The organism is Pseudomonas sp. LLC-1 (genome assembly GCF_002992185.1).
GTDB classification, from domain to species: domain Bacteria; phylum Pseudomonadota; class Gammaproteobacteria; order Pseudomonadales; family Pseudomonadaceae; genus Aquipseudomonas; species Aquipseudomonas monteilii.
On the sequence record NZ_LUVY01000006.1, the window covers coordinates 132,096 to 158,783 of the forward strand.

The 26,688-nt window shown below is 62.1% G+C and carries 21 protein-coding genes; 6 read left to right on the forward strand and 15 right to left on the reverse strand.

The window, feature by feature from the left end:
- Positions 1 to 27 precede the first annotated feature (27 nt).
- Together A0O30_RS04350 and A0O30_RS04355 are read left to right on the forward strand one after the other, a co-directional pair.
- Positions 28 to 1,089 carry an HlyD family secretion protein gene (locus A0O30_RS04350; RefSeq protein WP_019098854.1) on the forward strand — a complete coding sequence of 354 codons (1,062 nt, stop codon included), beginning with the start codon at positions 28 to 30 and terminating at the stop codon, positions 1,087 to 1,089.
- Entirely contained in the window at positions 1,086 to 2,537 is a 1,452-nt protein-coding gene (locus tag A0O30_RS04355) for an efflux transporter outer membrane subunit (protein ID WP_105945705.1), read from the forward strand. Before A0O30_RS04350 ends, A0O30_RS04355 begins: the two co-directional genes overlap by 4 nt.
- 129 nt (positions 2,538 to 2,666) lie before the next feature.
- Here the strand turns inward: A0O30_RS04355 and A0O30_RS04360 are convergent, their stop codons facing one another.
- Positions 2,667 to 3,491 (reverse strand): SDR family oxidoreductase, encoded by an 825-nt coding sequence (locus A0O30_RS04360; RefSeq protein WP_105945706.1) that lies wholly within the window; start codon positions 3,489 to 3,491, stop codon positions 2,667 to 2,669.
- A 142-nt stretch (positions 3,492 to 3,633) separates the two neighbouring features.
- Positions 3,634 to 4,098, reverse strand: a complete 465-nt coding sequence (locus A0O30_RS04365) for a multidrug transporter (RefSeq protein ID WP_105945707.1) — start codon at positions 4,096 to 4,098, stop codon at positions 3,634 to 3,636.
- A 192-nt stretch (positions 4,099 to 4,290) separates the two neighbouring features.
- On the opposite strand from A0O30_RS04365, the gene A0O30_RS04370 reads away from it, so the two are divergent.
- A complete protein-coding gene (locus A0O30_RS04370; protein WP_105945708.1) occupies positions 4,291 to 4,740 on the forward strand; it encodes a hypothetical protein in 450 nt (149 codons plus the stop codon).
- A gap of 137 nt (positions 4,741 to 4,877) precedes the next feature.
- Positions 4,878 to 5,669, forward strand: a complete 792-nt coding sequence (locus A0O30_RS04375) for a hypothetical protein (RefSeq protein ID WP_146256299.1) — start codon at positions 4,878 to 4,880, stop codon at positions 5,667 to 5,669.
- 61 nt (positions 5,670 to 5,730) lie between these two features.
- On the opposite strand, the gene A0O30_RS04380 is transcribed toward A0O30_RS04375, so the two are convergent.
- The 13 genes from A0O30_RS04380 to yaaA all read right to left on the reverse strand — a co-directional run bounded on the left by A0O30_RS04380 (position 5,731) and on the right by yaaA (position 23,528).
- The gene (locus A0O30_RS04380; protein ID WP_105945710.1) at positions 5,731 to 7,185 is read right to left on the reverse strand and encodes a mannose-1-phosphate guanylyltransferase/mannose-6-phosphate isomerase; all 1,455 of its coding nucleotides are present in this window, start codon (positions 7,183 to 7,185) and stop codon (positions 5,731 to 5,733) included.
- Positions 7,186 to 7,220: 35 nt separating this feature from the next.
- Positions 7,221 to 7,868 (reverse strand): alginate O-acetyltransferase AlgF, encoded by a 648-nt coding sequence (locus A0O30_RS04385; protein WP_016713514.1) that lies wholly within the window; start codon positions 7,866 to 7,868, stop codon positions 7,221 to 7,223.
- Positions 7,869 to 7,888: 20 nt separating this feature from the next.
- Complete coding sequence (locus A0O30_RS04390; protein WP_105945711.1) at positions 7,889 to 9,046, reverse strand: alginate O-acetyltransferase; 1,158 nt, start codon at positions 9,044 to 9,046, stop codon at positions 7,889 to 7,891.
- Between the two features lie 10 nt (positions 9,047 to 9,056).
- Complete coding sequence (locus tag A0O30_RS04395) at positions 9,057 to 10,514, reverse strand: MBOAT family protein (RefSeq protein ID WP_105945712.1); 1,458 nt, start codon at positions 10,512 to 10,514, stop codon at positions 9,057 to 9,059.
- Between the two features lie 196 nt (positions 10,515 to 10,710).
- Positions 10,711 to 11,814: a mannuronate-specific alginate lyase gene (locus A0O30_RS04405; RefSeq protein WP_105945713.1), complete on the reverse strand. Its 1,104-nt coding sequence runs from the start codon at positions 11,812 to 11,814 to the stop codon at positions 10,711 to 10,713.
- Between the two features lie 8 nt (positions 11,815 to 11,822).
- Positions 11,823 to 13,265, reverse strand: coding sequence for an alginate O-acetyltransferase (locus A0O30_RS04410; protein WP_105945714.1), 1,443 nt, complete (start codon positions 13,263 to 13,265; stop codon positions 11,823 to 11,825).
- Between the two features lie 13 nt (positions 13,266 to 13,278).
- Complete coding sequence (gene algG, locus A0O30_RS04415) at positions 13,279 to 14,838, reverse strand: mannuronan 5-epimerase AlgG (RefSeq protein WP_105945715.1); 1,560 nt, start codon at positions 14,836 to 14,838, stop codon at positions 13,279 to 13,281.
- Positions 14,839 to 14,854: 16 nt separating this feature from the next.
- Positions 14,855 to 16,333 carry an alginate export family protein gene (locus A0O30_RS04420; RefSeq protein WP_060499770.1) on the reverse strand — a complete coding sequence of 493 codons (1,479 nt, stop codon included), beginning with the start codon at positions 16,331 to 16,333 and terminating at the stop codon, positions 14,855 to 14,857.
- The gene (gene algK / locus A0O30_RS04425; protein ID WP_256589603.1) at positions 16,330 to 17,862 is read right to left on the reverse strand and encodes an alginate biosynthesis TPR repeat lipoprotein AlgK; all 1,533 of its coding nucleotides are present in this window, start codon (positions 17,860 to 17,862) and stop codon (positions 16,330 to 16,332) included. The genes A0O30_RS04420 and algK overlap by 4 nt, the downstream gene beginning before the upstream one ends.
- Positions 17,863 to 17,874: 12 nt before the next feature.
- A complete protein-coding gene (locus tag A0O30_RS04430; protein ID WP_105945716.1) occupies positions 17,875 to 19,041 on the reverse strand; it encodes an alginate biosynthesis protein Alg44 in 1,167 nt (388 codons plus the stop codon).
- 36 nt (positions 19,042 to 19,077) lie between these two features.
- Positions 19,078 to 20,559 carry a glycosyltransferase family 2 protein gene (locus tag A0O30_RS04435; RefSeq protein WP_105945717.1) on the reverse strand — a complete coding sequence of 494 codons (1,482 nt, stop codon included), beginning with the start codon at positions 20,557 to 20,559 and terminating at the stop codon, positions 19,078 to 19,080.
- Between the two features lie 74 nt (positions 20,560 to 20,633).
- A complete protein-coding gene (locus tag A0O30_RS04440) occupies positions 20,634 to 21,950 on the reverse strand; it encodes a nucleotide sugar dehydrogenase (protein ID WP_016713524.1) in 1,317 nt (438 codons plus the stop codon).
- Between the two features lie 798 nt (positions 21,951 to 22,748).
- On the reverse strand, positions 22,749 to 23,528 hold the full coding sequence (yaaA, locus tag A0O30_RS04445; protein ID WP_105945718.1) for a peroxide stress protein YaaA: 780 nt from the start codon (positions 23,526 to 23,528) through the stop codon (positions 22,749 to 22,751).
- A gap of 138 nt (positions 23,529 to 23,666) precedes the next feature.
- Here yaaA and A0O30_RS04450 point away from each other — a divergent pair, with 138 nt between their 5' ends.
- Complete coding sequence (locus tag A0O30_RS04450) at positions 23,667 to 24,803, forward strand: polysaccharide deacetylase family protein (protein ID WP_105945719.1); 1,137 nt, start codon at positions 23,667 to 23,669, stop codon at positions 24,801 to 24,803.
- Positions 24,804 to 25,075: 272 nt separating this feature from the next.
- Positions 25,076 to 26,470 carry a PhoH family protein gene (locus A0O30_RS04455; RefSeq protein ID WP_012274097.1) on the forward strand — a complete coding sequence of 465 codons (1,395 nt, stop codon included), beginning with the start codon at positions 25,076 to 25,078 and terminating at the stop codon, positions 26,468 to 26,470.
- Positions 26,471 to 26,688 lie beyond the last annotated feature (218 nt).

Sequence of the window (26,688 nt, forward strand, 5' to 3'; positions counted from 1 at the left end):
CCCTGGATGAATTCGAGAACCGCTGAAATGACTAACAACCGCAAAACCCTGTTCATTGGCTCGGTACTGGCCGTGGCCGTTCTGGCTGGCATTGTCGGCCCCTGGATGTTCGGCAGCGACCACCGCCAGAGCACCAACGATGCCTACGTCATTGCCGACTACACCGTAGTTGCGCCCAAGGTTGCAGGCTTCATCAAGGACGTGCTGGTAGAAGATAACCAGCAGGTCACGGCAGGCCAGTTGCTGGCGACCATCGACGCCCGTGACTACCAGGCCGCCCTGGATGCCGCTCAGGCCCAGTTGCTGGTGGCTCAGGCGCAAAGTGCCGATGCCCGCGCCACGCTCGAGCGCCAGGCAGCATTGATTGCCCAGGCCGAGGCGGCGGTGAAAGCGGCCCAGGCCGAAACAGCGTTCGCCGACCATGAAGTCAACCGCTACAGCCGCCTGGCCGAGCAGGGCGCTGGTACCGTTCAGAATGCCCAGCAGGCACGCAGCGGCGTCGACCAGGCCCGCGCTCGCCTGGCCAATGCCCAGGCGGCGCTGGTGGCGGCGCGTAAGCAAGTGGACATCCTCACCGCCCAGGTGGCCAGTGCCGATGGCCAGCTCAAGCGTGCCGAAGCCGGTGTGGAAAAGGCTCAGCTCGACCTGTCCTACACCCGCATCACGGCGCCGGTGGATGGCATGGTCGGCGAGCGCGCCCTGCGCGTGGGCGCTTACGTCAATCCCGGCGCACGCCTGTTATCGGTAGTGCCGTTGCAGCAGGCCTATGTGGTCGGCAACTTCCAGGAAACCCAGCTGACCCATGTGCAGCCGGGACAGCCGGTGAGTATCAGCGTTGACACCTTCTCCGGTGAAAAGCTGCAAGGCCACGTAGAGAGTATCGCCCCGGCTACCGGCGTGACCTTCGCTGCGGTCAAGCCAGACAACGCCACCGGCAACTTCACCAAGGTTGTGCAGCGCATCCCGGTGAAGATCGTGTTCGATGACGGGCAGCCGTTGCTCTCCCGCTTGCGGGTGGGCATGTCGGTGGAGGCGACCATCGATACCCGTGGCGACAAGCTGGATGGCAAAGAGGTAAGTGCACGATGAAACCTGCATTACGCTTGAGCCCCTTGCTGCTGGCCGTGTTGATGGCCGGTTGCACGATGGGCCCGGACTTCCTGCGCCCCGACAGCCAGGCACCGCAACAGTGGGCGCCGCTTCAAGGCAAGGCAGCGGCCAGCCAGCCGCAGGCCGAACCGCTGGAGTTGCGCTGGTGGGAAACCTTCCATGACGCGCAGCTCGGCGCCTTGATCCAGCGCGTTGCCGAACGCAACCTCGACCTGCAGATGGCCAGTGCCCGCTTGCTGCAAAGCCGCGCCTTGCGCAGCACCGTGGCGGCTGATGAAGTGCCGTCGGTAGACGCGAACGCTGGCTACAGCCGTGCCCGCAACAGCGCCGAAGGCCTGAGCGACCCGTCTGGCAAGGCGGGCAAAGAGGCCTACAACCTCTGGCAGGGCGACCTGGTGGCCGGTTGGGAACTGGACCTGTGGGGCCGCGTGCGGCGCCAGGTCGAGGCTGCCGATGCCACGGTCGAAGTGGCCGAGAACGACCGCCGCGGGGTACTGCTGGCCCTGCTGTCGGAAACCGCCGGCAACTACATTCAGCTGCGTGCGGTGCAGCACACGATTGATGTGACACAGGACAACCTCAAGGTTGCCCGACACAGCCTGAAATTGTCCGAAGACCGTCAGGCCGAGGGTGTTGCCACTCGGCTCGACGTGGCTCAGGCCAGTGCCCAGGTGGCGTCGATCGAGGCCCGCCTGCCAAGCCTCGAAGCCCGGCGTGATGACCTGATCAACGCCCTCAGCCTGCTTGCCGCAGAACCACCGCGTAGCCTGCAGGCTGAGTTGCTGCAAGGCGGCGAATTACCCGCGCCACAGCAGAAGTTTGCCATCGGCCTGCCATCCGAACTGGCCGAGCGTCGCCCGGACATTCGCCAGGCCGAAGCCCGCCTGCATGCCGCCACGGCTAGCATTGGCGTGGCCAAGGCTGATTTCTATCCGAGCATCCGCTTGTCGGGCAGCGTCGGTTTCCAGGCCATGCAGTTGTCTGATTTCGGCGGCTGGGATTCGCGCCGCTTTGCCTTCGGGCCACAGTTGTCGTTGCCGATCTTCGAGGGTGGCCGGCTCAAGGGCACCCTGGAACTGCGCGAGGCGCAGCAGCAGGAAGCGGCGCTGAACTACCGCAAGGTGGTGCTGGGCGCCTGGCATGAGATTGACGATGTTCTCCGGCTGTATAACGCCAGCCAACTGCGCCGTGATCACCTGGCCGAGGCGGTGCGACAGAACCGCATCGCTCTGGAAACTGCCCAACGCCAGTATGTGGAAGGGGCGGTGGACTTTCTCAACGTGCTGACGGTGCAGGGTGCATTGCTGGCCAGCGAGGAGCAGTGGATCGACAGCTCGGCGGCTGTTTCGCAGGCGCTGGTGGGATTGTACAAGGCCCTGGGGGGTGGCTGGCAGGCGTTTGATGAGCAGCCGGTGAAGAAAGCATAAAAAGCGGGGCCGCTGTGCGGCCCATCGCCGGCAAGCCAGCTCCCACAGGTACAGCGCAGGCCTAGGGCCTGGTGGGATCGTGTGGGAGCTGGCTTGCCGGCGATAGGGCCGGTACTGGCAACAGAAAAATCAAAGCGGGCGCAGTAGCCCAAACCGCTTGCGCAATGCCCAATCCAGCAACCGCCGTGGCAGCAACCGGGCCATCAGCGGCAGCGCCGTACTGCCATTCCCCAACCGCACCACTGCGGGTACGGGGGACTTGCCAACGGCCGCCAACACCCCTTGGGCGAACACCGCCGCCGAAGTCGGTCTGTCCTGAGAAGCCCGCGCCCGCGCCTGCACATGCTCGCGCAACGGCCACCACGCCGAATCCGCCGCCAGCACCTGCTCGGCCTGGCGCTGGGCATTGTTGGCGAACTGCGAGGCAATCGCCCCCGGCTGCACTTCCATCACCTGCACACCGAACGGCGCCAGCTCCAGGCGCAAGGCATCGCTCAGTGCATGCACGGCCGCTTTCGAGGCGCAGTAGGCACCGGCGAACGGTGTGACCAGTACGCCGGAAACACTGCCGATGTTCACCACTGTTCCTCGTGAGCGGCGTAGCAACGGAAACACTGCGCGGGTTACGCCCACCACCGCGAACACGTTGGTTTCAAACTGTTGGCGCAGGGCGTCGACGCCGCCATCGAGCAGCGGGCCCATGGCGCCGTAGCCGGCGTTGTTGATCAGCATGTCCAGGCGGCCGTAGCGGTCTTCCAGTTCATCGGCCAGACGCTTCAGCGCCTCGCTGTCATTCACATCCAGTTGCCGTGCGGCGAAACCGGCTGCGGCCAGTTGATCGACGTCGTCGGGTTTGCGGGCGGTGGCCCAGACTTCGAAGCCAGCATCGCGAAAGGCGTCGGCCAGGGCGCGGCCGATGCCGCTGGAACAACCGGTGATCAGGACGGTGGGCATGGAGTGGGCCTTTGCTTGGAGTGAGGGTTGTGTTGTCTGGTCCGGCCTCATCGCCGGCAAGCCGGGTCCCACAGGGTTTGATGCAGGCTGGGGCATTTGTGGGAGCTGGCTTGCCGGCGATGAGGGCAGACCAGACAACAGGTCAGTTAGCGAATGTACCTTGCAGATGCTCCGCCCGAAACTCCAGCGTCTGCGGTCGATACCCCGAACGCAGAGGCGGCAGTGGCAGGCAGTCAGCCCACTCGGCCCCCGGCTGCAACTCACCGGGTCCTCGGTAGCGCGGCGCGTTGTAGGTGTTCTCTGCAAGGTTCACGGTATCGCCAGGGGCATAGGCACCCACGCGCCAACGCAGCTCGGTCAGTGGGACGTCATTGCCGTTCTTCATTGTCACCCGCAGGGTGCGGTCGGCGGGGCATTGCTCGGGGGCGTAGGCCAGGCGCAGGTCCAGGCGTGTCAGCTGCGACGCCTCGCGGCTGTCCTGCCAGGCTACCCACAGTGCCACCAGGCCCAGACCGCAGACCGCAGCCATGGAAATCGGCAGGGCCTTGACGGGGTAGCGCAGCAGCAGCACCAGCCAGGTCAGGATGAGAAAAGCGCCGATAAGCATGAGTCGGTGACCTCAAGTACGCGTGTTCAGCCATCCTAGCGGTAAACCGCTCATGCTTGAAAGGCGGTGAGGGTTACTGCCATACCTGACATTTCTGCCAGTAGTGAGTTTTCGAGGGGCGCGATAGCTTTGGCGCTGCGTCAATGCACCTTCTGCACTCATGAACGTTAGCTGCCCTGGGAGAAATCGAAGATGAGACAGACCAAAGCGAGCGGGCCGTCCAAGCCGATGGGAGAGGGTAAATTCACTCTAGAGCCCGGCATCACGGTACACGCCACAGGTATTGGGAAAGCCGATATTGACCCACCATTAAACAAGCGTTCGAATTATAAAGCCGATTTTCTGGAGGCTAACGGTAATGGCGCGCGTCCGAGTTCAATTGCCAATTATCAGAGATTCTCCGACGGCGACGACCCTTCACAACTGGGCACACTGTTTATCCTTGAGTACGATGCAAACGGTGCCCCCTGGGTCAGCTCAGCGCTGGTCTATTCCCCCACCTTGAAGTTTGCCAAAAGTTTCGAGATCACGAACTTGACCTGGACACCGGGTAGTCAAATTGCATTTAATTTTTCGCTGGAGTTCATGCAGGCCGACGTCATCCATCAAATGAGGAATGGGGAAGTCGATATACGTCTGTAATTGTTCAAACGGACTGAACACCTAGCATTTCTGCCAGTTTCGGAAGGGGGGGCTCACCATAGCCTTTCCCCACGGCGGCACGTCCATCACGTGAAGGTCCTACTTAATAAATTTCCGCCGCCACAGGAGATAAGAGAGTGAGTTCATCCAAAGAAAAGATCGAGCGGTCGTCTGGTCAAATGAGTGCCGTTATACGTGGGCGTGAAAAAAAATTCCATGCCAGCACCATCAGCTATCTGTCAGAGCATGCGGTTTTTGCGGTGGACGATAACGCAATAGGCAACGAACCCTTCATCTATTTTCGTTTGCCCGAAAATCCAGAGGCGAAAAGCTACGATATCGAGCCTCTGGAAGCGAATAGGGTCTGGGCGCACCTCGGCATTGAAGGAGCCGGTTACGCAGAAAGCGGCCAGCTGACCATCGAGACGTTGGGCAGTTCAGGCGAGCCGAAGAAGGCGAGCTTCAAATTCAAGGGACGCAACGATTCGTTCTCGGTGACCCAAGGCACCTTCGAAATAGACAGCGTTGTGAACAAGCAGGCAATGACGGAATTTCGGGCCGCGAAGGCACGGGTAAGTCCTGCCCTTGAGGGCAATAGTGGGTTTAATGCTGATGACATCTGGCTGTACTACAACTCGGTAGGAGAGCTGACAGGCGTTCATGTTAGCCAAAGACACGACTTGGCCGGTGATCTGGGTATTTTTGGCGCTTTTTTTCAGTTTACAGCTGATGGTGTTACCAGTTATCTCGCTGCTGTCAATAACATGCTTTATGCTGGGCGGCCAAGCGGTGAAAGCGAGCCGATCAGTAATTTCAAATATAAATCGGGTGAAAGCCTGTTGATCGAATTCAACTTTGAGTTTACTTGGTCCGGTCGCACGTATGTGCTGAGCAAGGGGCGGGTGGAGCTTGATTTGCGTCCTAAGTAACGCACGTCATGAAAGAAACCCCGTGACCTTTCAAGGCCACGGGGCTTTTTTCGCCAGCGATTTACTGCGCGATGGTCTTCACCGAAATCCCACGCTCGATCGGCGTGGACGTACGTCCGTACACATCCTCGAAGCGCTCGATATCATCCTCGCCCAGGTAACTGCCGGACTGCACTTCGATGATCTCAAGCGGGATCTTGCCCGGGTTGCGTAGGCGGTGGACCGAGGCAATCGGAATGTAGGTGGACTGGTTCTCGGTCAGCAGGAACACGTTCTCGTCACACGTCACCTCGGCAGTACCCGACACCACGATCCAGTGCTCGGCACGGTGGTGGTGCATCTGCAGCGACAGGCTGGCGCCCGGCTTGACGGTGATGTGCTTGACCTGGAAGCGGCCGCCCATGTCCACCGAATCGTACGAGCCCCATGGGCGATACACTTCCAGGTGGTTTTGGGTTTCGGTGCGGCCCTGTTCGTCCAGGGTCTTGACCATCTGCTTCACGCCTTGGACCTTGTCCTTGTGGGCGATCATCATGGCGTCCTTGGTCTCGACCACCACGATGTTTTCCAGGCCGATCACCGACACCAGCTTGCCGTTGCCGTGGATCATGCAGTTGCGGCTGTCCTGCACCACCACGTCGCCTTTGGTGACGTTGCCGTCCTCGTCCTTTTCATGCACTTCCCACAGCGACGACCAGCAGCCTACATCGCTCCAGCCGGCCGACATCGGCACCACGCAGGCGCGCTGGGTTTTTTCCATCACCGCGTAGTCGATGGAGTTGTCCGGGCAGCAGGCGAAGGTGGCTTCGTCGATGCTCAGCACGTCGCCATCTTCCTGGCTGCGCTCAAGGGCCAGCACGCAAGTGTCGTAGATATCGCCGTCGTGCTTTTTCAGCTCTTCGAGGAAGCGGCTGGCGCGGAACAGGAACATGCCGCTGTTCCAGAAGTAGCCACCGGCCTGGACGAACTCGGCGGCGCGTTTTTCATCGGGTTTTTCAACGAACTGGGCCACACGCGCCACGCCTTCGGGCAGCAGGGCGTCCTGGCTGGAGCGGATGTAGCCGTAGCCGGTTTCCGGTTTGGTCGCCGGCACGCCGAACAGCACCATCTCGCCACGCTCGGCGGCCACGGTGGCCAGGGCCAGGGCGCGTTGCAGGGCCTTCTGGTCATCGATCACATGGTCGGCAGGCAGCACCAGCATCAGCTCGTCGCGGCCTTCGTTGACCAGTTTCATGGCGGCCATGGCCACGGCGGGCGCAGTGTTGCGGCCGAATGGCTCCATCAGGATGCCTTGGGTTTCCAGCTTCAGGGCAGCCAGCTGCTCCTGGACGATGAACTTGTGGTCCTTGTTGCAGACCACGATCGGCGTGTCCATGCCTTCGAACACCAGGCGCTCGATGGTTTGCTGGAACAGGGTGTGTTCACCGGTCAGGGCCAGGAACTGCTTAGGGAACTGCTTGCGCGACAGAGGCCACAGACGCGAACCGCTACCACCAGAAAGAATTACCGGGATCATCATGTTTCTCCAATAGTCGTTAATAGGCAGAGGGATCAGTTGCTAGCCACGGGGCGAGTTACCCACACCGGCGACAAGGCGTTGCCGGAACCCGTTACGTACAGCACTGCGGCTTCGCCGCGCTCCAGGGCGACGGGTTTCACGTCGCCCACTTTCTTGTCGCCTTGGAACAACGCCAGGTTGACCTTCACCGGGTTGATTTCACGTTCGCCACGGCCGTTGGCGGCCACCGGCTTGACCACTTCGGTCTTGCCATCGGCGGTTTTCAGGGTCAGTTGCTGGTCGCTCAGGTTCTGCACGCGCACCAGGGCTTTCTGCTTGTTCTTGAACGGCGGTTCTTCGATCAGCTGCGGGTTGCCGCTGCTGCTGTTGACCAGGGTGTAGTACTTGTCCGAGGCCAGCTTCACCGGCACGCTCTTGCCACCGACCTGGGCGGTGTAGTCGCCGCCTGGCAGGAAGCTGAAGTCGCTGCTGGCCTGGGCGCCCACCTGTTTGATCTGGGTGTTGCCGACCGATGCGGCAGCGGGTGCGCTGGCGGCGTTGTACAGGCGCACGAAGGTCGAACCTTTCGGCGCGCTTGGGCCATACAGGGCGGCGTCGGCACCGGCGAAGGCCTGCATCGAAGCAAGGGAAAGGCCGGCCGCGAGGGTGAGGGCTTTGGCAATGGAAGTCTTGGTAGTCATGTGCATTTCCTCTCTATCGTTCAGTGGTTCGTCCGGGTGGACGACAAGGCCAGGTTTTCTTCGGATTTACGGGTGTTCTTCAGCTGCGCGATCCACTGCGGGTCGAAGCTGCTGAGGTCGTTTTTCATGGGCAGGTAGCGTTCGGGGAATTCCCACACCACCACTTGCGGTGCGGCGTTCTTGAAGGCATCGCTTTGCAGGTACTTGAGCATTGGCAGCAGCGGGCCGTGGCCGTCTTCGGCGTAGTTGGCCACGTCGCTGCGCAGGGCTTGTTGCAGCGCACCCAGGAAGTTCCAGTGCGGGTTGGCGCTGTAGCTGGTGCCCACCAGCGCTACGGGGATCTCGTTGTTGGCGAACAGTGCGTCGTCGCTTTCGCCTGCGGCCTCTGCCGGGCGGGTACTGCGCTGTTGCAGGTTGTCCGGGGTTGGCAGCAGGTTGCTGAACAGCGGGTCGAGCGGCAGGAAGTTGGTCAGGTCGCCTTTGTAGGGGGCGGTGTTGCCGGCTTCGGTGACGAAGGTTTGCGGCTCGCCATTGAGCAGGTTCTGTCGGCTAACGGCTTCAGCCAGCGCCTGCGCTGCCGCTTCGGCGCCCATCGGCGTCCAGTGGGTGTCGGTGCGCAGGAACACCTGGCCACGGGCCTTGGCTTGTTCCATGGCCGCTTGCAGGTCGGGGGCGAACACATTGGCCTGGCGCACCTGTGCATGGAACTGGTTGTACAGGTCGTCGTGCAGGCTGGCCGGTTGCTCTTTGCCCAGGTATTCCGAATAGATACGCGCCTTGGCTGGCACGATGGCCAGCACCAGCTGGCTGCCGTGCTGCTGCAAGGTGTCGCGCACGCCGCGGATCAGCGCCAGGTTTTCCTGCATCAGTTGCTCGGCGCCGGCGGTGGGCTTGAACTCTTCGTCGCTGAACAGCCACTGGTCACGGCCCAGCACCACACCGGGGCGGCCTTCGTTGAACAGCTTGAAGTCCAGCGCGGCCCAGAGGTTGGTGCCCAGGCGCTTGATCGGGAATTGCTCGTCGTAGTGGGTTTCGGCGGCCTTGGCCAGCTTGCCGTTGAGCACGGTCATCTGCTCGGTGCGCTGGAAGCTTTGCAGGCCACCGGTGGACCACACGCCCATGCCGACCAGCAAGCCGAGGAACGACAGTGAATACGTGATGCGTAAAGTACGGTTCATGTCATCGGCCTCAGAACTGGAAGTACAGGAACGGCGAGTAGCTTTGCGCCGAAAGCTTGAGGATCGAGGCCACGAACAGCAGCAGCACCAGGGCGCGGGTCATGACCCGGGTCCAGTCCAGGCCGATCGAGCCATCCGCGTTGACTTGCACCGGGGTCGCCTTGGGCGCTGGCTTGGCATTGCGGTAGAAGTCGCGCAGGCCGAAGAACGCCAGGGTGAGGTAGGCGATCACCAGGGTGGCCACTTGCAGGCCGGTCAGCTGGGCGCGGTTGAGTTCCGACAGCTGCCAGTCGCCAAAGCTGAACATGGCGCCGTACATGCGGCCGGCCACGTGCAGGTTTTCGGCGCGGAAGATCACCCAGCCGACCACCACCAACAGGAAGGTGAAGGCCCATTTCACCGGGTTGAAGCGCTGCGGGTTGGTATCGATGCCCAGCGCACGCTCGATGGCCAGCCACATGCCGTGCCAGGCGCCCCAGATGATGTAGGTGAAGTTGGCACCGTGCCACAGGCCGCCCAGCAGCATGGTCAGGAACAGGTTGCGGTAGGTGTTGAAGGTGCCTTTGCGGTTACCGCCCAAGGTGATGTACAGGTAGTCGCGCAGCCAGGTCGACAGGCTGATGTGCCAGCGGCGCCAGAACTCGGTGATCGACTGGCTGATGTACGGCTGCTTGAAGTTTTCCATGAAGCGGAAGCCCATCATCAGGCCCAGGCCGATGGCCATGTCGCTGTAGCCGCTGAAGTCGAAGTACAGCTGCGCGGTGTAGGCCAGCGCGCCCAGCCAGGCATCACCCGTGGTCGGGTTTTGCAGGGCGAAGCAGTGGTCGGCGACTACCGCGAGGGTGTCGGCAATGAACACTTTCTTGATGAAGCCCTGCATGAAGCGGGTGCAACCTTCGGAGAACTTGTCCAGGGTGTGGGTGCGGTTGTTGAACTGGTCGACCAGGTCCTTGAAGCGCAGCACGGGGCCGGCGATCAGGTGCGGGAAGATCGCCACGAACGCTGCGAAGTCGATCAGGTTGCGGGTAGCCGGGGTGTCGCCACGGTACACGTCGATGATGTAGCTGATCGACTCGAAGATGTAGAACGAGATACCGATCGGCAGCAGCACGTGGGTGAGGATGAACGGCTCCAGGCCGAACGAGCTGATGATCGCGTTCAGGCTGTCGACACCGAAGTTGGCGTACTTGAAGTAGCCGAGAATCGCCAGGTCGACGCCCACGCCCAGCAGCAGCCAGCGCTGGGCCGGCTTGGTGCGCACGCCGGCGGCACCGACTTTAAGGCCGATCCAGTAGTTCCACAGGGTGACTCCGGCGAACAGGGCCAGGAAGTCCACCCGCCACCAGGCATAGAAGATGTAGCTGGCGACCAGCAGCAGCAGGTTGCGATAGCGTTGCCCGCTCAAGTAGTACAGGCCGAGGAAGATCGGCAAGAACAGGAACAGGAACACGTTGGACGAGAAGACCATCCCGGTTCTCCTTTTTGTTCACAGCATCCGGGGCACAGCGCCCCCCAAACCCCCCAGTGCAAAACCGGAAGGCAACTTAGGTCCCTGTGGGAGCGGGCGAGCCCGCGAAGAAGGCACCGCGGTGCATGGCAAGGGCTTCGCCCTTGTTCGCGGGCATGCCCGCTCCCACAGGTTCCGACCCCACACGGGGTTCACTTCATTTCTTGCTCTCTGCGCTCGGGTCATAGACCCGGGTCAGGTTGCCGCCGAGCCTGAAATTGTCGAACGGCTGCATGCCGTGCTTGCGTTCGAGCGTGTCGCCCACGCACTGGTACAGCGCGCACCAGGGTTCGAGCCAGGCGTACTTGCTGTCGACCTTGAGGTCTTTCATGTCTTGTTTTTCGCCTGCGCGTTCCGCGAAGTGCTTAGGATCGCGGGCGCCATACAGCACGCCTTCACCCAAGCGCTGCAGGGCAAAGTTGTTTTCGCTGCGCAGGTCCACACCGTTGGCTTTGGCAAAGCTGGCGATCATCGCCAGCGGTGGCAGGGCGTAGTTGTGGTAGGCCAGGGCGCGCTGCTTGCGCTTGATCTCGTTGGGCAGGAAGCCCTGTTCGTCGACCTGGTTGGCGCCGATCTTGTATTCCTTCACGGCCCAGTCGAACAGGTCGCGGCGGTTGGTCGCCACCGAGGTGGCCATGACCGACCAGGCGGCCCAGTAGCTGTGGTTGTTGATCTTCGCCAGCGGCAGGTTGCTCCAGTCGCGTACGGTTTGCTCTGCAAGGCGGGCGAACCATTTTTCGATCAGCTCGGCCTCGGCCTGGTGCGCGGCCAGCGGCTGCGAGTTGGAGAACTTCAGGCGCAGCCAGGAACCACTCATGCTGCCCAGCGCCCATTTGCGCATGGACTTGCCGGTGTGGTTGTAGTTGGTGGACATCAGCGCATCGGCACGCGCCCAGGTGCCCAACCAGGTCAGGGCGCAGTCGAGTTGTGCCGGGCGCCCATCACGCATGTACTGGTTGACCATCTTGGCCACGCCACGCTCCAGGGTGGTGATGTCCTTGGTGGAGTCGCGGAAGGCCTGCTCGGAATCCTCGTTGAGGGTTGCCCGGGCACTGTCCGAACCTTCGTACTTGCTGCGGAACTGCAGCGCACCGGTGTACGGCTTGGGCGTTGCTTCGCAACGGAACTTACCATCGCTGGTCTTGAGCTTTTCGATCCCCTCGTAGTACCCCTGGGGGGGTACCAGCGCGGCATGCGCGGCCCCCCCGAACAGGGCCAGCGCGAGCAGGGCAGGGCGGAAGATTCGCTTGAAGGTGGTCATGGGTCGCCTCACTGGCCGGCTTGCGCGGTGTGCGCAGGCACGGCGAAGTTGTTGCGTTTGCAGAGCTTGGCTTCGACTTTCTGGGTGCCGCTTTCCGGCCCCTGCACCTCGAACGCCAGCAGGCTCTGGCTGGCCCAGTCCTCGTCTTCACGCATCTGGAAGACAAAGCGGCCGTCGGTGTCGGAGGTTTCCGGCTTTTCCAGCTTGATGTCCTCGTGGCGGCCGTTGAGGTACCACAGGGTGGCCTGCAACACCTTCACCGACGGGTCTTCGAACTTCACGTCCATCTGCAGGTTGCGGTTGATCAGGTCTTTGATCACGCCGCCCTTGCCGTTGACCATCAGTTCGTTCTTGCCGGGCTTGAGGGTGGTGCTGGCGCTCATCAGGGCCGGGCGGTCGTCGCAGCCGTCGTCGAGCAGGCCAAGGATTTGCCGCCAGATGGTTTCCTGGTCCAGGCGGTACAGCGGGGAGAACTCCCAGATCAGGATCTTCGGCGGGTTCTTCTGGAATTCCTCGCTGCCCAGGTACTGGATCATCGAGCCTTCCAGGCCACCGCCAGGGAAGGCGACGTTAAGCACGTCGGCGCCGATGTACTGTTCGAGGAAGCCCGAGAAGTTGTAGTTCTTGCCACTGTGGCTGGTGCCGACCAGGGTGATCTGGGCGTTGCCGCCGTCACCGAACAAGTCGTCGCCACCGCCGCTGGAACCTTTCGGTTCGGTGGCAAACTGGTCCATGTACTGCACCGCATAGCTGGTGCCGCACAGCTGGCCGGCGACGTTGTGCAGGGTGCCGGTCTTGCCCATGCGCCCGGATTTCTGGGTTTCGAATTCCTTGCGCGGAATGCCTTCAAAGGCCGGCATGTGGTGCACGGTGTCGGCCACGATCTTGGCCGCACGTTCGGCGCCGTATGGCGTCCAGTGTTGGTCGCCACGGAAGTAGAAGTCCTTGCCCTGGTCGGCGGCGGCCAACTGCTCGTTGGTCAGCGGCGACAGGTCGGGCACGTTGTAGCCCATGCTGGCGAAGCGCTTGAGCATGGCCTGGTAGTTGCCCAACGCCTTCTGGTAATCGAAGGCGGCTTTCTCGGCCGGGTTGAGCATGTTGCGGTTCACCAGGCCACGGGTCGGCTGGTACACCACCACCAGTTCCACGCCGCGCTTCTTGAACGCGTCGTGCACCTGCTGCAGGCGTTTGTAGCCGGCCGGGGTGGTGTTGAACTCGGTGCGCAGGTCTTCGCGGGTACGGAACAGCCAGTCACCCTTGGCCTGCACCAGCGTGGTGAAGTTCTGCTGGTAACGGGTGGTGTAGCGACTGGCGTCATGCGCTTCAGGGCACAGCTGGCAGCACGGCTCGGCGCTGAAGGTGGGGGCCTTCACATCATCGGCGCGCACGCCCTGGCTGATCGCCAGAAGGGCGGCGGACAGGCCCAGCAGTTTCATCAGGTGTGGGGTCATGGTCTGGGCTTCCTTAATCGATCATTTCGGTCTGGCGTTCGACCGGGTCGATCAGCACAGCCTTTTGCTGGCGCACCAGCAGGTCGAGGATTTCGTCCTGGCGTTCGCCCAGGATGCCGTTGAGGCTGATACCGCTGGCCTTGCGCGGGGCGAGCATCTGCACCTTGTACAGCTCGACCGACAGCGGCGAGTCGATCGACAGCGGGCCGGAGCCGTTGGCCGTGAGTTCACCGCCCACCAGAATCAGCGACACCTTGGTGTCGAACGGGTCCAGGGCGATGTCGCGGTCGGTGTCGGACAGGTCCTTGATGTGGCCGTAAACGCCCACCAGGCCGTTGGCCATGGCGATGTTTTCGTACAGGCGGATGTTCACGCTGTTACGCACGCGGATGCCGTGGCGGCGGTTGTTGATCAGCTTGTTGCCCCAAATCAGGTTGTCGCCGCTTTCGTACAGGGTGATGCCGTCGGTGTGGTTGCGGTAGATCTCGTTGTAGGCGATCAGGTTGTTGACGCTGTTACGGTCGATCACCACGCCCGAGAGCTTGTTGTCGTAGCTCTTGTTGTTGATGATCCAGCTGTCGTTCACCTCACGCGAAACGATGATGCCGTGCTTTTTCTTGGTGCCGTACACGGTGTTGCCGGCGATGATCAGGCGGTGCGAGCGGTCGTGCGGGTCGATGCCGTAGACGATGTTGTCGTGGTAGGTGCTGTCCTTCACCACGAAGTCCTGGGTCTCGTAGCAGTAGAAGCCGTACCACATGTCGCTGAACGCCGAGCCGATGATCCAGCCGGTGGGTTCCGGGCGGCCCATGCGTTTGGCCATGTTCGGCGTGTACTGCGAGATGCTCACGCCATACGACTTGGATTTGGCGTAGCCGAAGCTGGCCATTTTCGTGTTGACGATGTAGGTCTCGGTGCCGCCCCACGACAGCAGGAACGGGCGGAATTCCTTGGGCGAGCGGAAGGTTGCCGGGCCGTTGTCCTTTTCACGCCAGCCGGTCACCTGGGTGTCGGTGACGAACAGCTTGCCGTCGTTGACCAGGAACGAACCGCCCTCTTGGGACAGGCGCAACTGCTTGACCTTGCCGTCGATCTCGAGGATGCCTTTTTGCCCGACCACAATCGGCAGGCGCGCCAGGTACACGCCCGGCTCGACTTCGCTGAGGTACTGTCTGGGCACCTTCTTGCTCAGCTCCACCAGGTCGACATGGCCGTCATCGACGAAGATCGCCTGCGGAATGCCGTGCTGGCGCTGCACCCACTCGGCCGCCTTGTTGTCACCACCGACAAACTCCTTGAGGGTGTCCTCCTGGAACATGCGGCGCAGGCTGACCTTGCCCTTGTGGCTACGGTCGATCTTCTTCTGCACGGCCTCGGCCGTGAAACCGGTCAGGTCAGGCAGCTTGGGCGGGTCCATCTGCAGCGGCTCGATCGGCGCGCTGGCCACGGTGTAGGTCTTGGCCTGCTGCAGTTCCTTGGCAATGACCTGAGGTTCTGCTGCGGCGACCAGGCCGCTGGCCAGCAGCAAGGCGCTGGCCAACAGGCTGTGACGTAAGTGCGGGTGAAGGTTCATCAGGTTTCTCCCGGCCTCAGAATCGCCAGATCACGTCGACGAAGGCGCGGTGCATGTACGAATCCGCTTCCTTGCCATAGGCGTCGCCCGGCTTGAACACACCGGCGCGCAGGCGCACCAGGGCGGATGGCTCGTCAATGGCCTGGCTCATCGAAGCTGGCAGCAGGCCTTGCTTGAAGTACTTGGTCACGACCACGTCCATTTCCTGGCCAAGGTCTTTTTCACCGTCGACCAGCTGGCGGTTGACGCCGTTGTCGTCGACGGCGGCATTGATGCCGCTGGAGCCGATGTTCTGGTTGCCGTCGACACGCCAGAACTTGTGGTAGATCAGGCTGGCGTCGTAGTCGTCGCGCAACTGCCAGGAGGCAAACAGAGTGGCGGCCTGCAGGTTGCCCAGCTCGCCGCGGAAGGCTTCACCAAAGCGGTGCACGCGCGAGCGGGTGCCGGTGAAGTTGGAGCGGTTGCTCTCAAGGCCGGTCTGCTCGAAGTTGTTCGAACCGTCGTCGCCACCGCCGCCGCTGCCACGGGCGTAAGCCGCACCGACCTGCCATTGCGGGTCCAGGCGCAGGCGGATGCCGAGGTCGGTGGCCCAGGCATTGACGTCGCCGCTCTGCTTGCCGGTGGCAACCTGCTCGTCGCCGACGGCCTGGCTGCTGAGGGTGTCGCGGTCACCGGTCAGCCAGGTGACGCTGCCCCAGTAGTTGACGGTGTGGTCGTTGCGCCAGTTGTAGGCGTCGCTGTTGGCTTCCAGGCCCAGCCAGGTCAGGTCGCCGGTACGGGTCTTGTCCAGCGCATCGACGGTTTCGCCCGGGTTCTTCAGGCTGCCGCTGTCGTGGGTGTGGTGGGCACGTACGCCTACCCAGTGACCAGGGGTCCACTGCGTGGCGACGTTGCCGTAGATGTGGGTGCGGTCCTTGTCTTCCGGGGCCAGCTCGGTAAGGTCGGTACGGTATTCGCTGAAGCGCTGGGCCACGCCCAGGTCGGCCTTGAGCAGGGTGGTGTCGAAGGTCCAGTTCAGGGCTTCGATGTTGGTGTCGCGCCACATGCCATCGTCGCTGCGCAGGCGCTGGCGACCGAGGCGAAGTTGCTCGCCAGGGTAGGCGGTGAGGCCGCTATAGCCAACCCAGAACTCGCGCATGGCCAGGTAGCTTTTATCTGGCTGGCGGCTGTCGTCACCGGTGTCGGTGGTGGTGCCGTCGTCGTTCTGGCGCAGGGTGTCGGTTTCGATGGTGTCGGTGGCGGCGACGGCCTGGCCCATGGCGTAGGCGCTCCAGTTGCCGCGTTCGCCGTACACCCACGGCCGCAGGTCCAGGCCCAGGCCGTTGACGTCACCGCCAGGGCGGGTGCCCAGGTCGCGGTCGTCTTCCGACTGGCCGGTGATTTTCACGTCCAGGCCGAAGTTCTTTTCAGCGGTCATTTCCGCCAGGGTCGGGCAGGACCACAGCAGGGCGAAGCTCAGGCCGATGCCAGCTTTCACGAAGGGATTGAGCGTCATAGCGAGTCCTCACCGTCTACTTCTTTTTCGTCGTCTTGCAGGGCTTCGAGTGCCAGGGTGCTGTTCGCGCCCTGGGCCATGCTGCCGCGTGCCTGCTTTTCCTGGGCCAGCAGTTGCTGGGCCTGGCTGCGCTGGTCAGGCGAAAGTTGCTGGTCGAGTTGCTGCAGCAGTTCGCTCGATTGCGGCGTCGGGTTGACCTGCGACAGCTGGGCGAATACCCAGGCGTTGCCCGGTTGCGGGCGGATGCCGTGGCCTTCGCTGAACAATTGGGCGAGGGCGTAGTCGGCGCTGTTCTGCCCGCCACGGGCGGCGGCCAGCAGGTGGTCGACGGCCTTCTGCGGCTCGACGTTGCCCAGGTAACCGCGGCGGTACAGCTGGCCCAGGTAGTAATGGGCGCTGATCTCGCCAGCATCGGCGGCAGCCTGCAGGTGCTGCTCGGCCTTTTTGGCGTCGGCTGGCAGGGTCTTGCCTTCGTAGTACAGGCGGCCCAGCAGCAGTTCGGCGCGTGGCTGTTCGGCTTCGCGGCCCTTGTCGATGTAGGCCAGCAACTGGTCGGTGTCGCCCAGTTCGGGGAAGTCGTACACCAGTTGCGCCAGGCTGACCCAGGACGCCGGGCTCGTCGGGGCCACCTGCTCAAGCAGGTCCTTGGCGGTTTTCTCGTCGGTCTGGCCGAGGCTGCGGTCAGCCAGCACACGGGCAACGCTGTCGACCCGGGTGGCCGGTACGGCGCCACCGGCGTAGGCAGATTTCAGCTGGCCGAGCAGGGCGGCTTGCTGGTCGGCCTGGCCACGCTTCTGGTATACGGTGGCCAGTTCCGCATAGCAAACATCCATGCTGCTGAGGGCTTCTTTGCACAGCTTCTCGACGTTGTCGAGATTCTGGTCATAGGTGCCCTGGGTGCGGTACAGCAGAATCTGCGCAAGCCCTGCTTCCGGGTAACCGGCGGCGCGCCACTGGTCAATCTGTTGCTGGGCGTTGACCTTGGGGAAACTCTGCGGGTACAGCAGGTAGAGCATGGCCAGAGGGATCAGGGTTTTTTGCTCTCCCTGCTGTGCTGCCAGCTTGAGCAGGGTTTCGGCTTCTTCACGCTCGGCCTGGGTGCTGTCGGGCTTGGCCACCAGCAGGCGGCCAAGGCGTACCTGGGCGCGGGGCGAGGTGGCGGCGGCAGCGCGGTAAGTCGCTTCGGCTTCCTTGAATTGGTCGGGGTCGCCCGTGGAAATCTTGATGTCGGCCAGGCCCACTTGCGCGTCGCTGTAGCCCAGGTCGGCCAGGGCCTTGTAGTTGCGCTCGGCCAGTGCCGTGTCGCCGCGCTTCATGGCTTCGTTGGCCAGGCGCTGGTCGGGCAGGCCGGCACAGCCGGCCAAGGTGATGGCGGCAGCCAGGGCGCACCATCCAAGGTTCACACGGACCCTGTGGGAGCTGGCTTGCCGGCGAGAGGCCAGTGCAGGCGATACATCTGCTGGGCGAGTGCTGCGCACTCGATCGCCGGCAAGCCAGCTCCCACAGGTATCGAGGTGTCTGCTAGTCATCGGCTTGTCCTCTTACAGCCCACGGGCCACGGCTTTGTCGATCAGCCAGTTCAGCGATGGGCCACGGTCGCTGTTGACCGCTGCCGGGCGGCCGGCCAGTTCGGCAGGCAGACCACTATCGGGTTTGATCTGCACGCGAATGTCGGAGGCCAGGTCTTCGCTGTTGAGGCTGGCGCTGCTGACGATCTGGCCGGTGCGCACTTCGTCTTCGCCGGCCACCTGGAAGTTGACCCGGGTGCCTGGCTTGACCTCGTCGAACTGGCGGTAGCTGAAACGCGCCTCGACCATCGGCGTGGTGGTGCGCGGGATCAGCTGGAAGATCGGCTGGCCCTTGGCGGCATACTGGCCGTCATCCACCAGCTGGCGGGCGACCACGCAATCGCAGGGGCTGGTGAGGGTGCCGGACAGCTGCTTGCCGAACAGCTCTTCGATCTTCGACGGCTCCAGCTGCGAGTCGGCCAGGTTGCCTTTGAGCATGTCCAGCATGCTGGTGGTGAAGCTGGCCAATGGCGCCCCCTTGGCGATCTGCCCACCGCCCTCGACCAGGCTGCTCACGGTGCCGTCGCGCGGCATGGTGACGGTGGTGGTGGGCACGGCGACCACGCCCGCTTCGGCATGGCTGACGAAGTACATGCCGTACAGCGACTTGGCGACGAAGCCGAACGCCGCAACCCCGACTACGAAGACGCCGAGGGTGACGGTGACCGCCTTGAGCCGGCCAAAGGCGCTCAGGCCGGAGCCGCCGTCTTTCTGCTTGCGAGCCTTGGTGAAGTTGTCGCGCTGCAGGGTGCTCAGCACGTCGCCGATGCTGATCAGCTCACCGGACAGGTGGCTGGTGATGATGTGCCGTAGCGTGGCGATGTCGCGTGGTTCAAGGTTCTGGAACTGCGCACCGGTACGGCCATTGTCCAGGTTATACGAGCGCACCTGGAACTCGATGTCGATCGACAGGCCCAGGTTGTCGACCACGAACTGCAAGCGTCCGCGCATTACATCGCCCGCCGACAGTGGCTGCTTGGTGTGGAAGCTCAGGCCACCGGCAGAAAGGTCGTCGACCTTCACTTCGTGGGTTTGGCGCTGGGCGTCCAGGAAACGCAGCTTGGCGGGAATGCGCACCCGGGCGTGTTGGCGCTGGGCTTCGGACTCATGCACGACATTGACGTTCACGGCGGTATTCATGGTGTTTGTTCCTGTTAGATCCGATCCGGGTTGGGCTCACACGACCATGAACAGCACAGCAACGAAGATGCTGGCAGCCGAGAAGGTCATGGTCCGCGAGGACCAGGTGTTGAACCATTGTTGAAAGCTGGCGAGGTCACGCTTGAGGGCAGTGGGCTGACGCGTCCACGACTGCTTGTCGAGGCGGAAGAACACGTAGATCTTCATCAGCGCGCCGATGATCTGGTTGTAATAGAGAATCAGCGGGTAGGCCGGGCCTACGTTGTGGCCGGAGCACAGCAGCATGACGGTGAGGATCAGGCGGGTGATGCCGATCCACAGCAGGTACACCAGCAGGAAGGCCAGGCCGAACTTGAGGCTGGCGATCACTGCCACGGTCAACCCCAGCAGGCTGGTCCACATCGACACGCGCTGGTCGAACAGCACGATGCTGGTGAACAGCCCGAGGCGGCCCAGGCCAAGGCCCAGCGCACGGGAGTTCTGCCGCAGGTTGTTGCCGTACCAGCGGTACATCAGCTTGCGGCTCGCCTTGAAAAAGCTCTTTTCTGGCGGGTGCTCGACCGTGTTGATGGCGGCGTCCGGCACGTAGAAGGTGTCGTAGCCCAGGCGCATCAGGCTGAACCAGCTGGACTTGTCGTCACCGGTGAGGAACTTGAAGCGCCCCAGGCGCCAGTGCATCAGCGAGTCGCTTTCGACGTCGGCGATGAACTCAGGGTTGGTCACCACGCTGGCGCGGAACATCGACATGCGCCCGGTCATGGTCAGCACGCGCTTGCTCAGCGCCATGGAGCACATGTTGATGTGGCGCTGGGCGAAGCGCAGCTTGTGCCACTCGCTCATGATGTAGCCGCCGCGTACTTCGCAGAACTCGTTGGTGGTCAGGCCGCCGACGTTGGGGAACAGCTTGAACCACGGCACGGTCTTGCGTACCACGCCATCGGCCAGCACGGTGTCGCCGTCGATCACCGCCACCACGGCGTTTTCGTCCGGCAGCATGCGCGAGATGGCACGGAAGCCGTAGGCCAGGCCATCGCGCTTGCCGGTGCCGGCAATGCGCACGATGTCCAGCTTCACGTGGGCGGGCGGGTTGTACTTGGCCCACAGGCTCTTCACCAGCAGTTCATCCGACATCTCCACCAGCGAGCAGACCACGGTGGTGGGGAAGCCGCAGTTGATCGCCTCGCGGATCACCGAGCTGTACACCTGGGCGGTGGTCAGCGCTTCGATGCGGAAACTGGTCACCATCAGGTACACATGCGACGGGGCGGTGGCATCGCCCATCTTCTGCACCTTGCGGCGCAGGTACGGGTAGACGATGTACAGGAAGATCATGCCGCGGATGAAATGGGTGGCGCCCATGGAATAGCGCCAGATGCCGACTGCGCCGACCAGGAAGATGAAGTGCTTCGACTGCGAGTCGAAGATATCGGCTGGCAGGGCCAGGGCGATCAGCATGAGCAGGCTCATGTAGAGCAGCCACCCGGCGCACTGCAACAGCACGGTCTGGAGCCTTTGCATGTTCAGCATCCGTCGAGAATTCGGGGGAGGGTGGGCAACGGAAGCGGGGAGGCTTCCGCTGCCCGGCCAGGCACTTACCAGCAGATGCCTTCAGTGCGGCTGGTGGTGCAGGTCGGCTTGCTCATGAAACCGACCAGGTCGATCACTTGCTTGCCCGCTGGCGCTTGTTGGGCCAGCGCGCGGAACTGCTCGTCACGGTTGCCGAGGACGATGATGTCGGCGTTGTCGATCACCTGCTGGAAGTCGGCGTTGAGCAGCGACGACACGTGCGGAATCTTCGACTCGATGTAGTCCTTGTTGGCACCGTGGACGCGGGCGTACTGGACGTTCTCGTCGTAGATGTCCAGCTGGTAGCCCTTGCCGATCAGGCGCTCAGCCAGCTCTACCAGCGGGCTTTCGCGCAGGTCGTCGGTGCCGGCCTTGAAGCTCAGGCCCAGCAGGGCGACCTTGCGCTTGTCATGGGCTTCGATCAGCTCGAAGGCGTTCTGCACCTGCGATTCGTTGCTGCGCATTAGCGAGTCGAGCAGCGGTGCACGTACGTCGAGGCTGGCAGCGCGGTAGGTGAGGGCGCGCACGTCCTTGGGCAGGCACGAGCCGCCGAAGGCGAAGCCAGGGCGCATGTAGTACTGGGACAGGTTCAGCACGGTGTCCTGGCAGACCACGTCCATCACTTCACGGCCATCCACACCTACGGCCTTGGCGATGTTGCCGATTTCGTTGGCGAAGGTGACCTTGGTGGCGTGCCACACGTTGCAGGTGTACTTGATCATCTCGGCCACTTCGATCGGCTTGCGGATCACCGGGGCGTCGAGTTCTTCGTACAGGGCTTGCAGGATGTCGCCGCTGGCGCTGTCCAGTTCGCCGATGACGGTCATTGGTGGCTGGTCGTAGTCCTTGATTGCGGTGCTTTCACGCAGGAATTCCGGGTTGACCGCCACGCCGAAGTCGACGCCGGCCTTTTTGCCCGAGCAGTCTTCGAGAATCGGGATGACCACGTTCTTGACGGTGCCCGGCAGCACGGTGCTGCGCACCACGATGGTGTGGCGGCGGGTGGTGTCACGCAGCACGTAGCCGATTTCGCGGCACACCGACTCGATGTATTCCAGGCCCAGGTCGCCGTTTTTCTTGCTGGGGGTACCCACGCAAATCATCGACACGTCGCTGGCACGGATGGCTTCGGCGAAGTCGGTGGTGCCGCGCAGGCGGCCATTGGCGATGCCCTGTTGCAGCAGTGCTTCCAGGCCAGGTTCGACGATGGGCGACTTGCCCTGGTTGATCAGGTCGATCTTGGTGCTGGACACGTCCACACCGATCACTTCATGGCCACGCGCCGTCAGGCAGCCTGCACAGACTGCACCCACATAACCCAAACCAAAGATGCTGATACGCATCGCTATCACCTCATGTGTTTATCACGCCGACGCTTACCAAAGTGCCGGCCGGGTTGATTAACAACAGTTTTCGGGCGCACGGATCCATGGCGAATGCACACTTCGCCGAGCGCAGGCAAAATAAATCCGGAGCGCAAAAAGTTATGCACTCAAAGTTGGCAGTAAAAAGCCATCAAGTAAAAAACGTGCCCTGAAATGCAGCCGTCTTTATTGCAATGCGCTACTTGGCGCCTTGCTGTGCTTGTTTTTTCAAGTGGAAAAATCCTTTGAAATCAACCACTAGGACGATTTGTAAGGGGCGCGCCTCTCCTGCATGGACAGGGTTTCGGGGTTTCCGTGATACCTGTCGAAGTTATCAAGGCGGGTAGTGGATACCTGCCCGTGTCATCTGTAAGTCATCTCTCACAACCCGGAGGCAGGAAATGCGTTACGGCACTATGAGCGGCAGGTCGCAGGAGAAGTTCCTGAGTGGGTTTCGTCCGGATGAAAGATTTCTAAATATTTTTTCAGTGGCGGACAGTTTCAATTTGATAGCACGCAAGTGTTTGGTCCCCGTATATAAAGGACGAAACTGTTGCTAGATGTTTTTATGCCAGCATCGAAAAATATTTTTCAAAAAACGTCAAAAAAGCTATGAACGGTCTTATGGCGTTTTGCGATAAAGGTAGGGTTGGTGGTTTTTTGGCGTCTGTTTTTTGTCGTTATGGCGAAATGAGTCATGCCCTGTTGCAGGGCGGAGGGTATGCGCGAGGGCTACCGGCCCCTTCGCGGGTAAACCCGCGAAGGGGCCTTGCAGGTTTATTCGGTCGGGTGATCCCGCAAAAACACCAGATGATCAGCCTTGGACTGCTCGGCACTGTAGTAGTACCCCTGCACATCAAACTGCTTGAGCTGCTCCGGGTCGCTGATGCGTTGCTGGATGACGAAACGGCTCATCATGCCGCGGGCTTTCTTGGCGTAGAAGCTGATGATCTTGTACTGGCCGTTCTTCAGGTCCTTGAAGTCGACGTTGATCACCCGGGCCGTCAATGCGCTGCGTTTCACCGCGCTGAAGTACTCGTTGCTGGCCAGGTTCAGCAGCACGTCATCACCTTGTTCGGCCAGGGCCTGGTTCAGCCATTCGCTGATGCGCGTGCCCCAGAAGGCGTACAGGTCCTTGCCGCGGGCGTTGGCCAGCTTGGTGCCCATTTCCAGGCGATAGGGCTGCATCAGGTCCAGCGGGCGCAGCAGGCCGTACAGGCCCGAGAGCATGCGCAGGTGGTCTTGCGCATAGCTGAAGTCGTCTTCACCCAGGCTCTCGGCGTCGAGGCCGGTGTATACGTCACCCTTGAACGCCAGCAGCGCCTGCTTGGCATTGGCCGGGGTGAAGTCTGGGGTCCAGCTGCCGAAGCGGGCGGCGTTCAGGCCGGCCAACTTGTCGGACAGGTGCATCAGTTCGCTGATTTGCGCTGGCGACAGTTCGCGCAGCTGCTGGATCAATTCCTGAGAGTCGTCCAGGTACTGGGGCAGGGTGAAACGCTCGGTCACCGGCTTGGTGTCGTAATCGAGGGTCTTGGCGGGGGAAATCACCGTCAGCATCGGGTCGGCTCCTGGCATCGTTGGCCGTGGATTCTACGGGCTGGGCGGTGCAAGTCCAAACTATGGCGACGATAGTCACAGACCATAGGACGGTGCAGGCGCTATAGTTCGCGTTTTGCCGTTGCGGAGCCTTCCACCGTGCGCATCGCCTTTGCCTTGCTGGCTGCTCTGTTGAGCTGTGCCGTGCAAGCCGCCCCTTCACCCCAGGTCAGCCTGGACCGCAGCCTGTGGCCCGAGCAGCTGGATAGCCCCGCGCTGTTCGATGTGGCCTCGCGGGCCGAGATTCTTTCGTTCGCCCAGGTGCTGCATGAGAGCGAATTGCTGGACGATGCGGCGCTGGCGGCGCGGCTGGGGTTGCGGCAGATCAACTTGCAGAAGGTGCGCCAGGTGCGGGCGCGCATGTGGCAGCGACTGTGGGAGGGTTATGCACAAGCCCAGCGCAGTTGCGAGCAGGATGCGTCGTTCTGCTATCCGGTAACATCAATGGCGGATTTGCGCACTCAAGCAGCGACGTTCGCGGCGGATGTAGGCACGTTCTATACCAACTGGATTGAGCCGAGTCATCAGTTCCATGTGCGCTATCTGGACGAGCAATTGCGCAAGGCGGCATTGCTGCCGCAAACCAGCAGCGAGGTAGAGCGGTTGTCTTCGCGCGAACGCAACGGCGATGAACTGAACGACCGCATGTTCCTGCTTACCTTCGTCGGTGGGCCCGGGCCGGACGGCGGAAATACCGACTTGCTCACGGATTACCTGCGTCGGCAGAAACTTCAGGGCACGTTCTTCGTGCTGGGCAACCGCGTGCAGCAGCGCCGCGACGCGGGAGCGGCAAATGCCTTGCGCCAACTGTATCGTGGGCAGTGTGTGGGTATTCAAGGCTGGGAATACCGCTCCCATGCCCAGTGGACGGAGTGGCAGGACTCGCTACGGCGTAGCCAGGCGCGGGTGCAGGCTGACCTGCCGGACCAGTACGTACCACTGTTCCGCCCGCCCTATGGCCAACGCCGTGCCGATGGCGAGGCCTTCATGGCCAGCCAGCAGTTGCGGGTATCGCTGTGGGATATCGATGCCCAGGACGATGGCGCTTTGAGCGCCGAGGCCTCGGCGCAGCGGGTGCTGACCCTGATGCTGTTGTGGCGCAAAGGGGTGATCCAGTTCCACGACAGCTTGCCCAAGGCCCAGCCGGCGGTGGAATGGTTGCTGCGCAATACCGCCCAAAGCGGGATTGGCTGGGAAGATTGCCGGGAATATGGATATAGCGAACAAGGGGTATGACTTCTGAGCGTAGTCCCCTCTGGCCTCGCCGCCAAGGCCTCTTCGTCAATCGGAAAAATAAACTTCAAAAAGACGTAAAAATGCTTTTTTCGGTCATGGTTTTTGCGGTATGAAGAAACCAGACAGCCGATTCCTGCAGCACAGGTGGCGTCATCCAGGCCCACCTAGCCAGGTTCGCTTCCCGCCCGTAACAACGCGGATACGGGGAGAGCGGTAGTCACTTTGCGGCGCAACAGACCGCGCCGTATGGCTTCGACATAAGGTGACCGAGTATGGATGACCAAGGACGCAACCCTTCCTCCAGCAAGCCAATCCTGTATGTGCTCGATACCAACGTCCTGATTCACGACCCCAACGCGTTACTGAACTTCGAGGAGCACCACGTCGCCATCCCGATGACGGTGCTGGAGGAACTCGACAAACTCAAGACTGGCAAACAGACCATCGCCGCGGAATGCCGCCAGGCCATCCGCCTGATCGACCAGACCCTTGGTGACGCTTCGCCCAGCGATGTCGAGCAGGGCGTGCCGATCCAGCGTAACAAGAGTGGGCCCAAGGGCTTCCTGTCGATCCTGATGAGCCCGCGCAACGAACCGAGCAAGTTGCTGCCGGAAAACCTCAACGACAACATCATCATCAACACCCTGCTCGACGTACGCAGTCGGCGCACCGACCTGGACGTGGTGCTGGTCACCAAAGACATCAACATGCGCCTGAAGGCGCGCGCTTGCGGCATTGCGGCCGAGGACTACAGCACTGACCAGCTGGTCGATGACGTGTCCTTGCTGTCCAAGGGTTATCACTCGGTTACCGGCTCGTTCTGGGACCGCGTCAGCAAAGTCGATACCCGCCAGGAGCGCGGCCGCACCTGGCATCGGGTGCAGATGATCGACAACCTGCCGGCGGTGCACATCAACGAGTTCATCATCGATGAGCAGGGTTTCGTCGGCTGGATCAAGGGTATCCGCAACGACGAGCTGCTATTGCTCGACCTGCACCAGGAGCCGCTGCTGCACCAGGAAGCCTGGGGCCTGAAACCACGCGATATCCATCAGAGCCTGGCGCTGTTCGCCCTGCTCGACCCGGACATCCACCTGGTCAACCTGACCGGCGCCGCCGGTTCCGGCAAAACCATTCTGGCGTTGGCTGCAGCCATCGAGCAGACCATGGTCAGCAAGCGCTACCGCCGCATCATCGCCACCCGCAGCGTGCAGGGGCTGGACCAGGAAATCGGCTTCCTGCCGGGCACCGAGGCCGAGAAGATGGAGCCTTGGCTGGGTGCCATCACCGACAACCTCGAAGCCTTGCACATGGATGACGAAAGTACCCATGGCAGTGTGGAGTACATCCTCGAACGCGTGCCGTTACAGTTCAAGTCGCTTAACTACATTCGGGGTCGCAGCTTCCAGCAAAGCCTGATCCTGATCGACGAGTGCCAGAACCTCACGCCGCACCAGATGAAAACCATCATCACCCGTGCAGGCTCGGGTTCCAAAGTGGTCTGCCTGGGCAACCTGGCGCAGATCGACACCCCCTACCTGTCCGCGACCAGCTCGGGCCTGACCTACCTGACCGAGCGCTTCAAGGACTTCCCCCACGGCGTGCACATCACCTTGCAGGGTGTGCCACGTTCGGTGCTGGCCGAGTACGCCGAGTCGCACCTGTAACCCTCACCGCCGGGCCGTGTGGGAGCGGCCTTGCGTCGCGAAAGGGCTGCGAAGCAGCCCCAGCATTCTCAGTATCAGTGCTGACATCCTGGGGCCGCTTTGCGGCCCTTTCGCGACGCAAGGCCGCTCCCACAGTTGGCCCGTGCATTCCTGGCAGATACATTCCACTGCTCAAACCTGACCCACAGGTTTACACTGGCTGTTCCCTTCACAGGAGC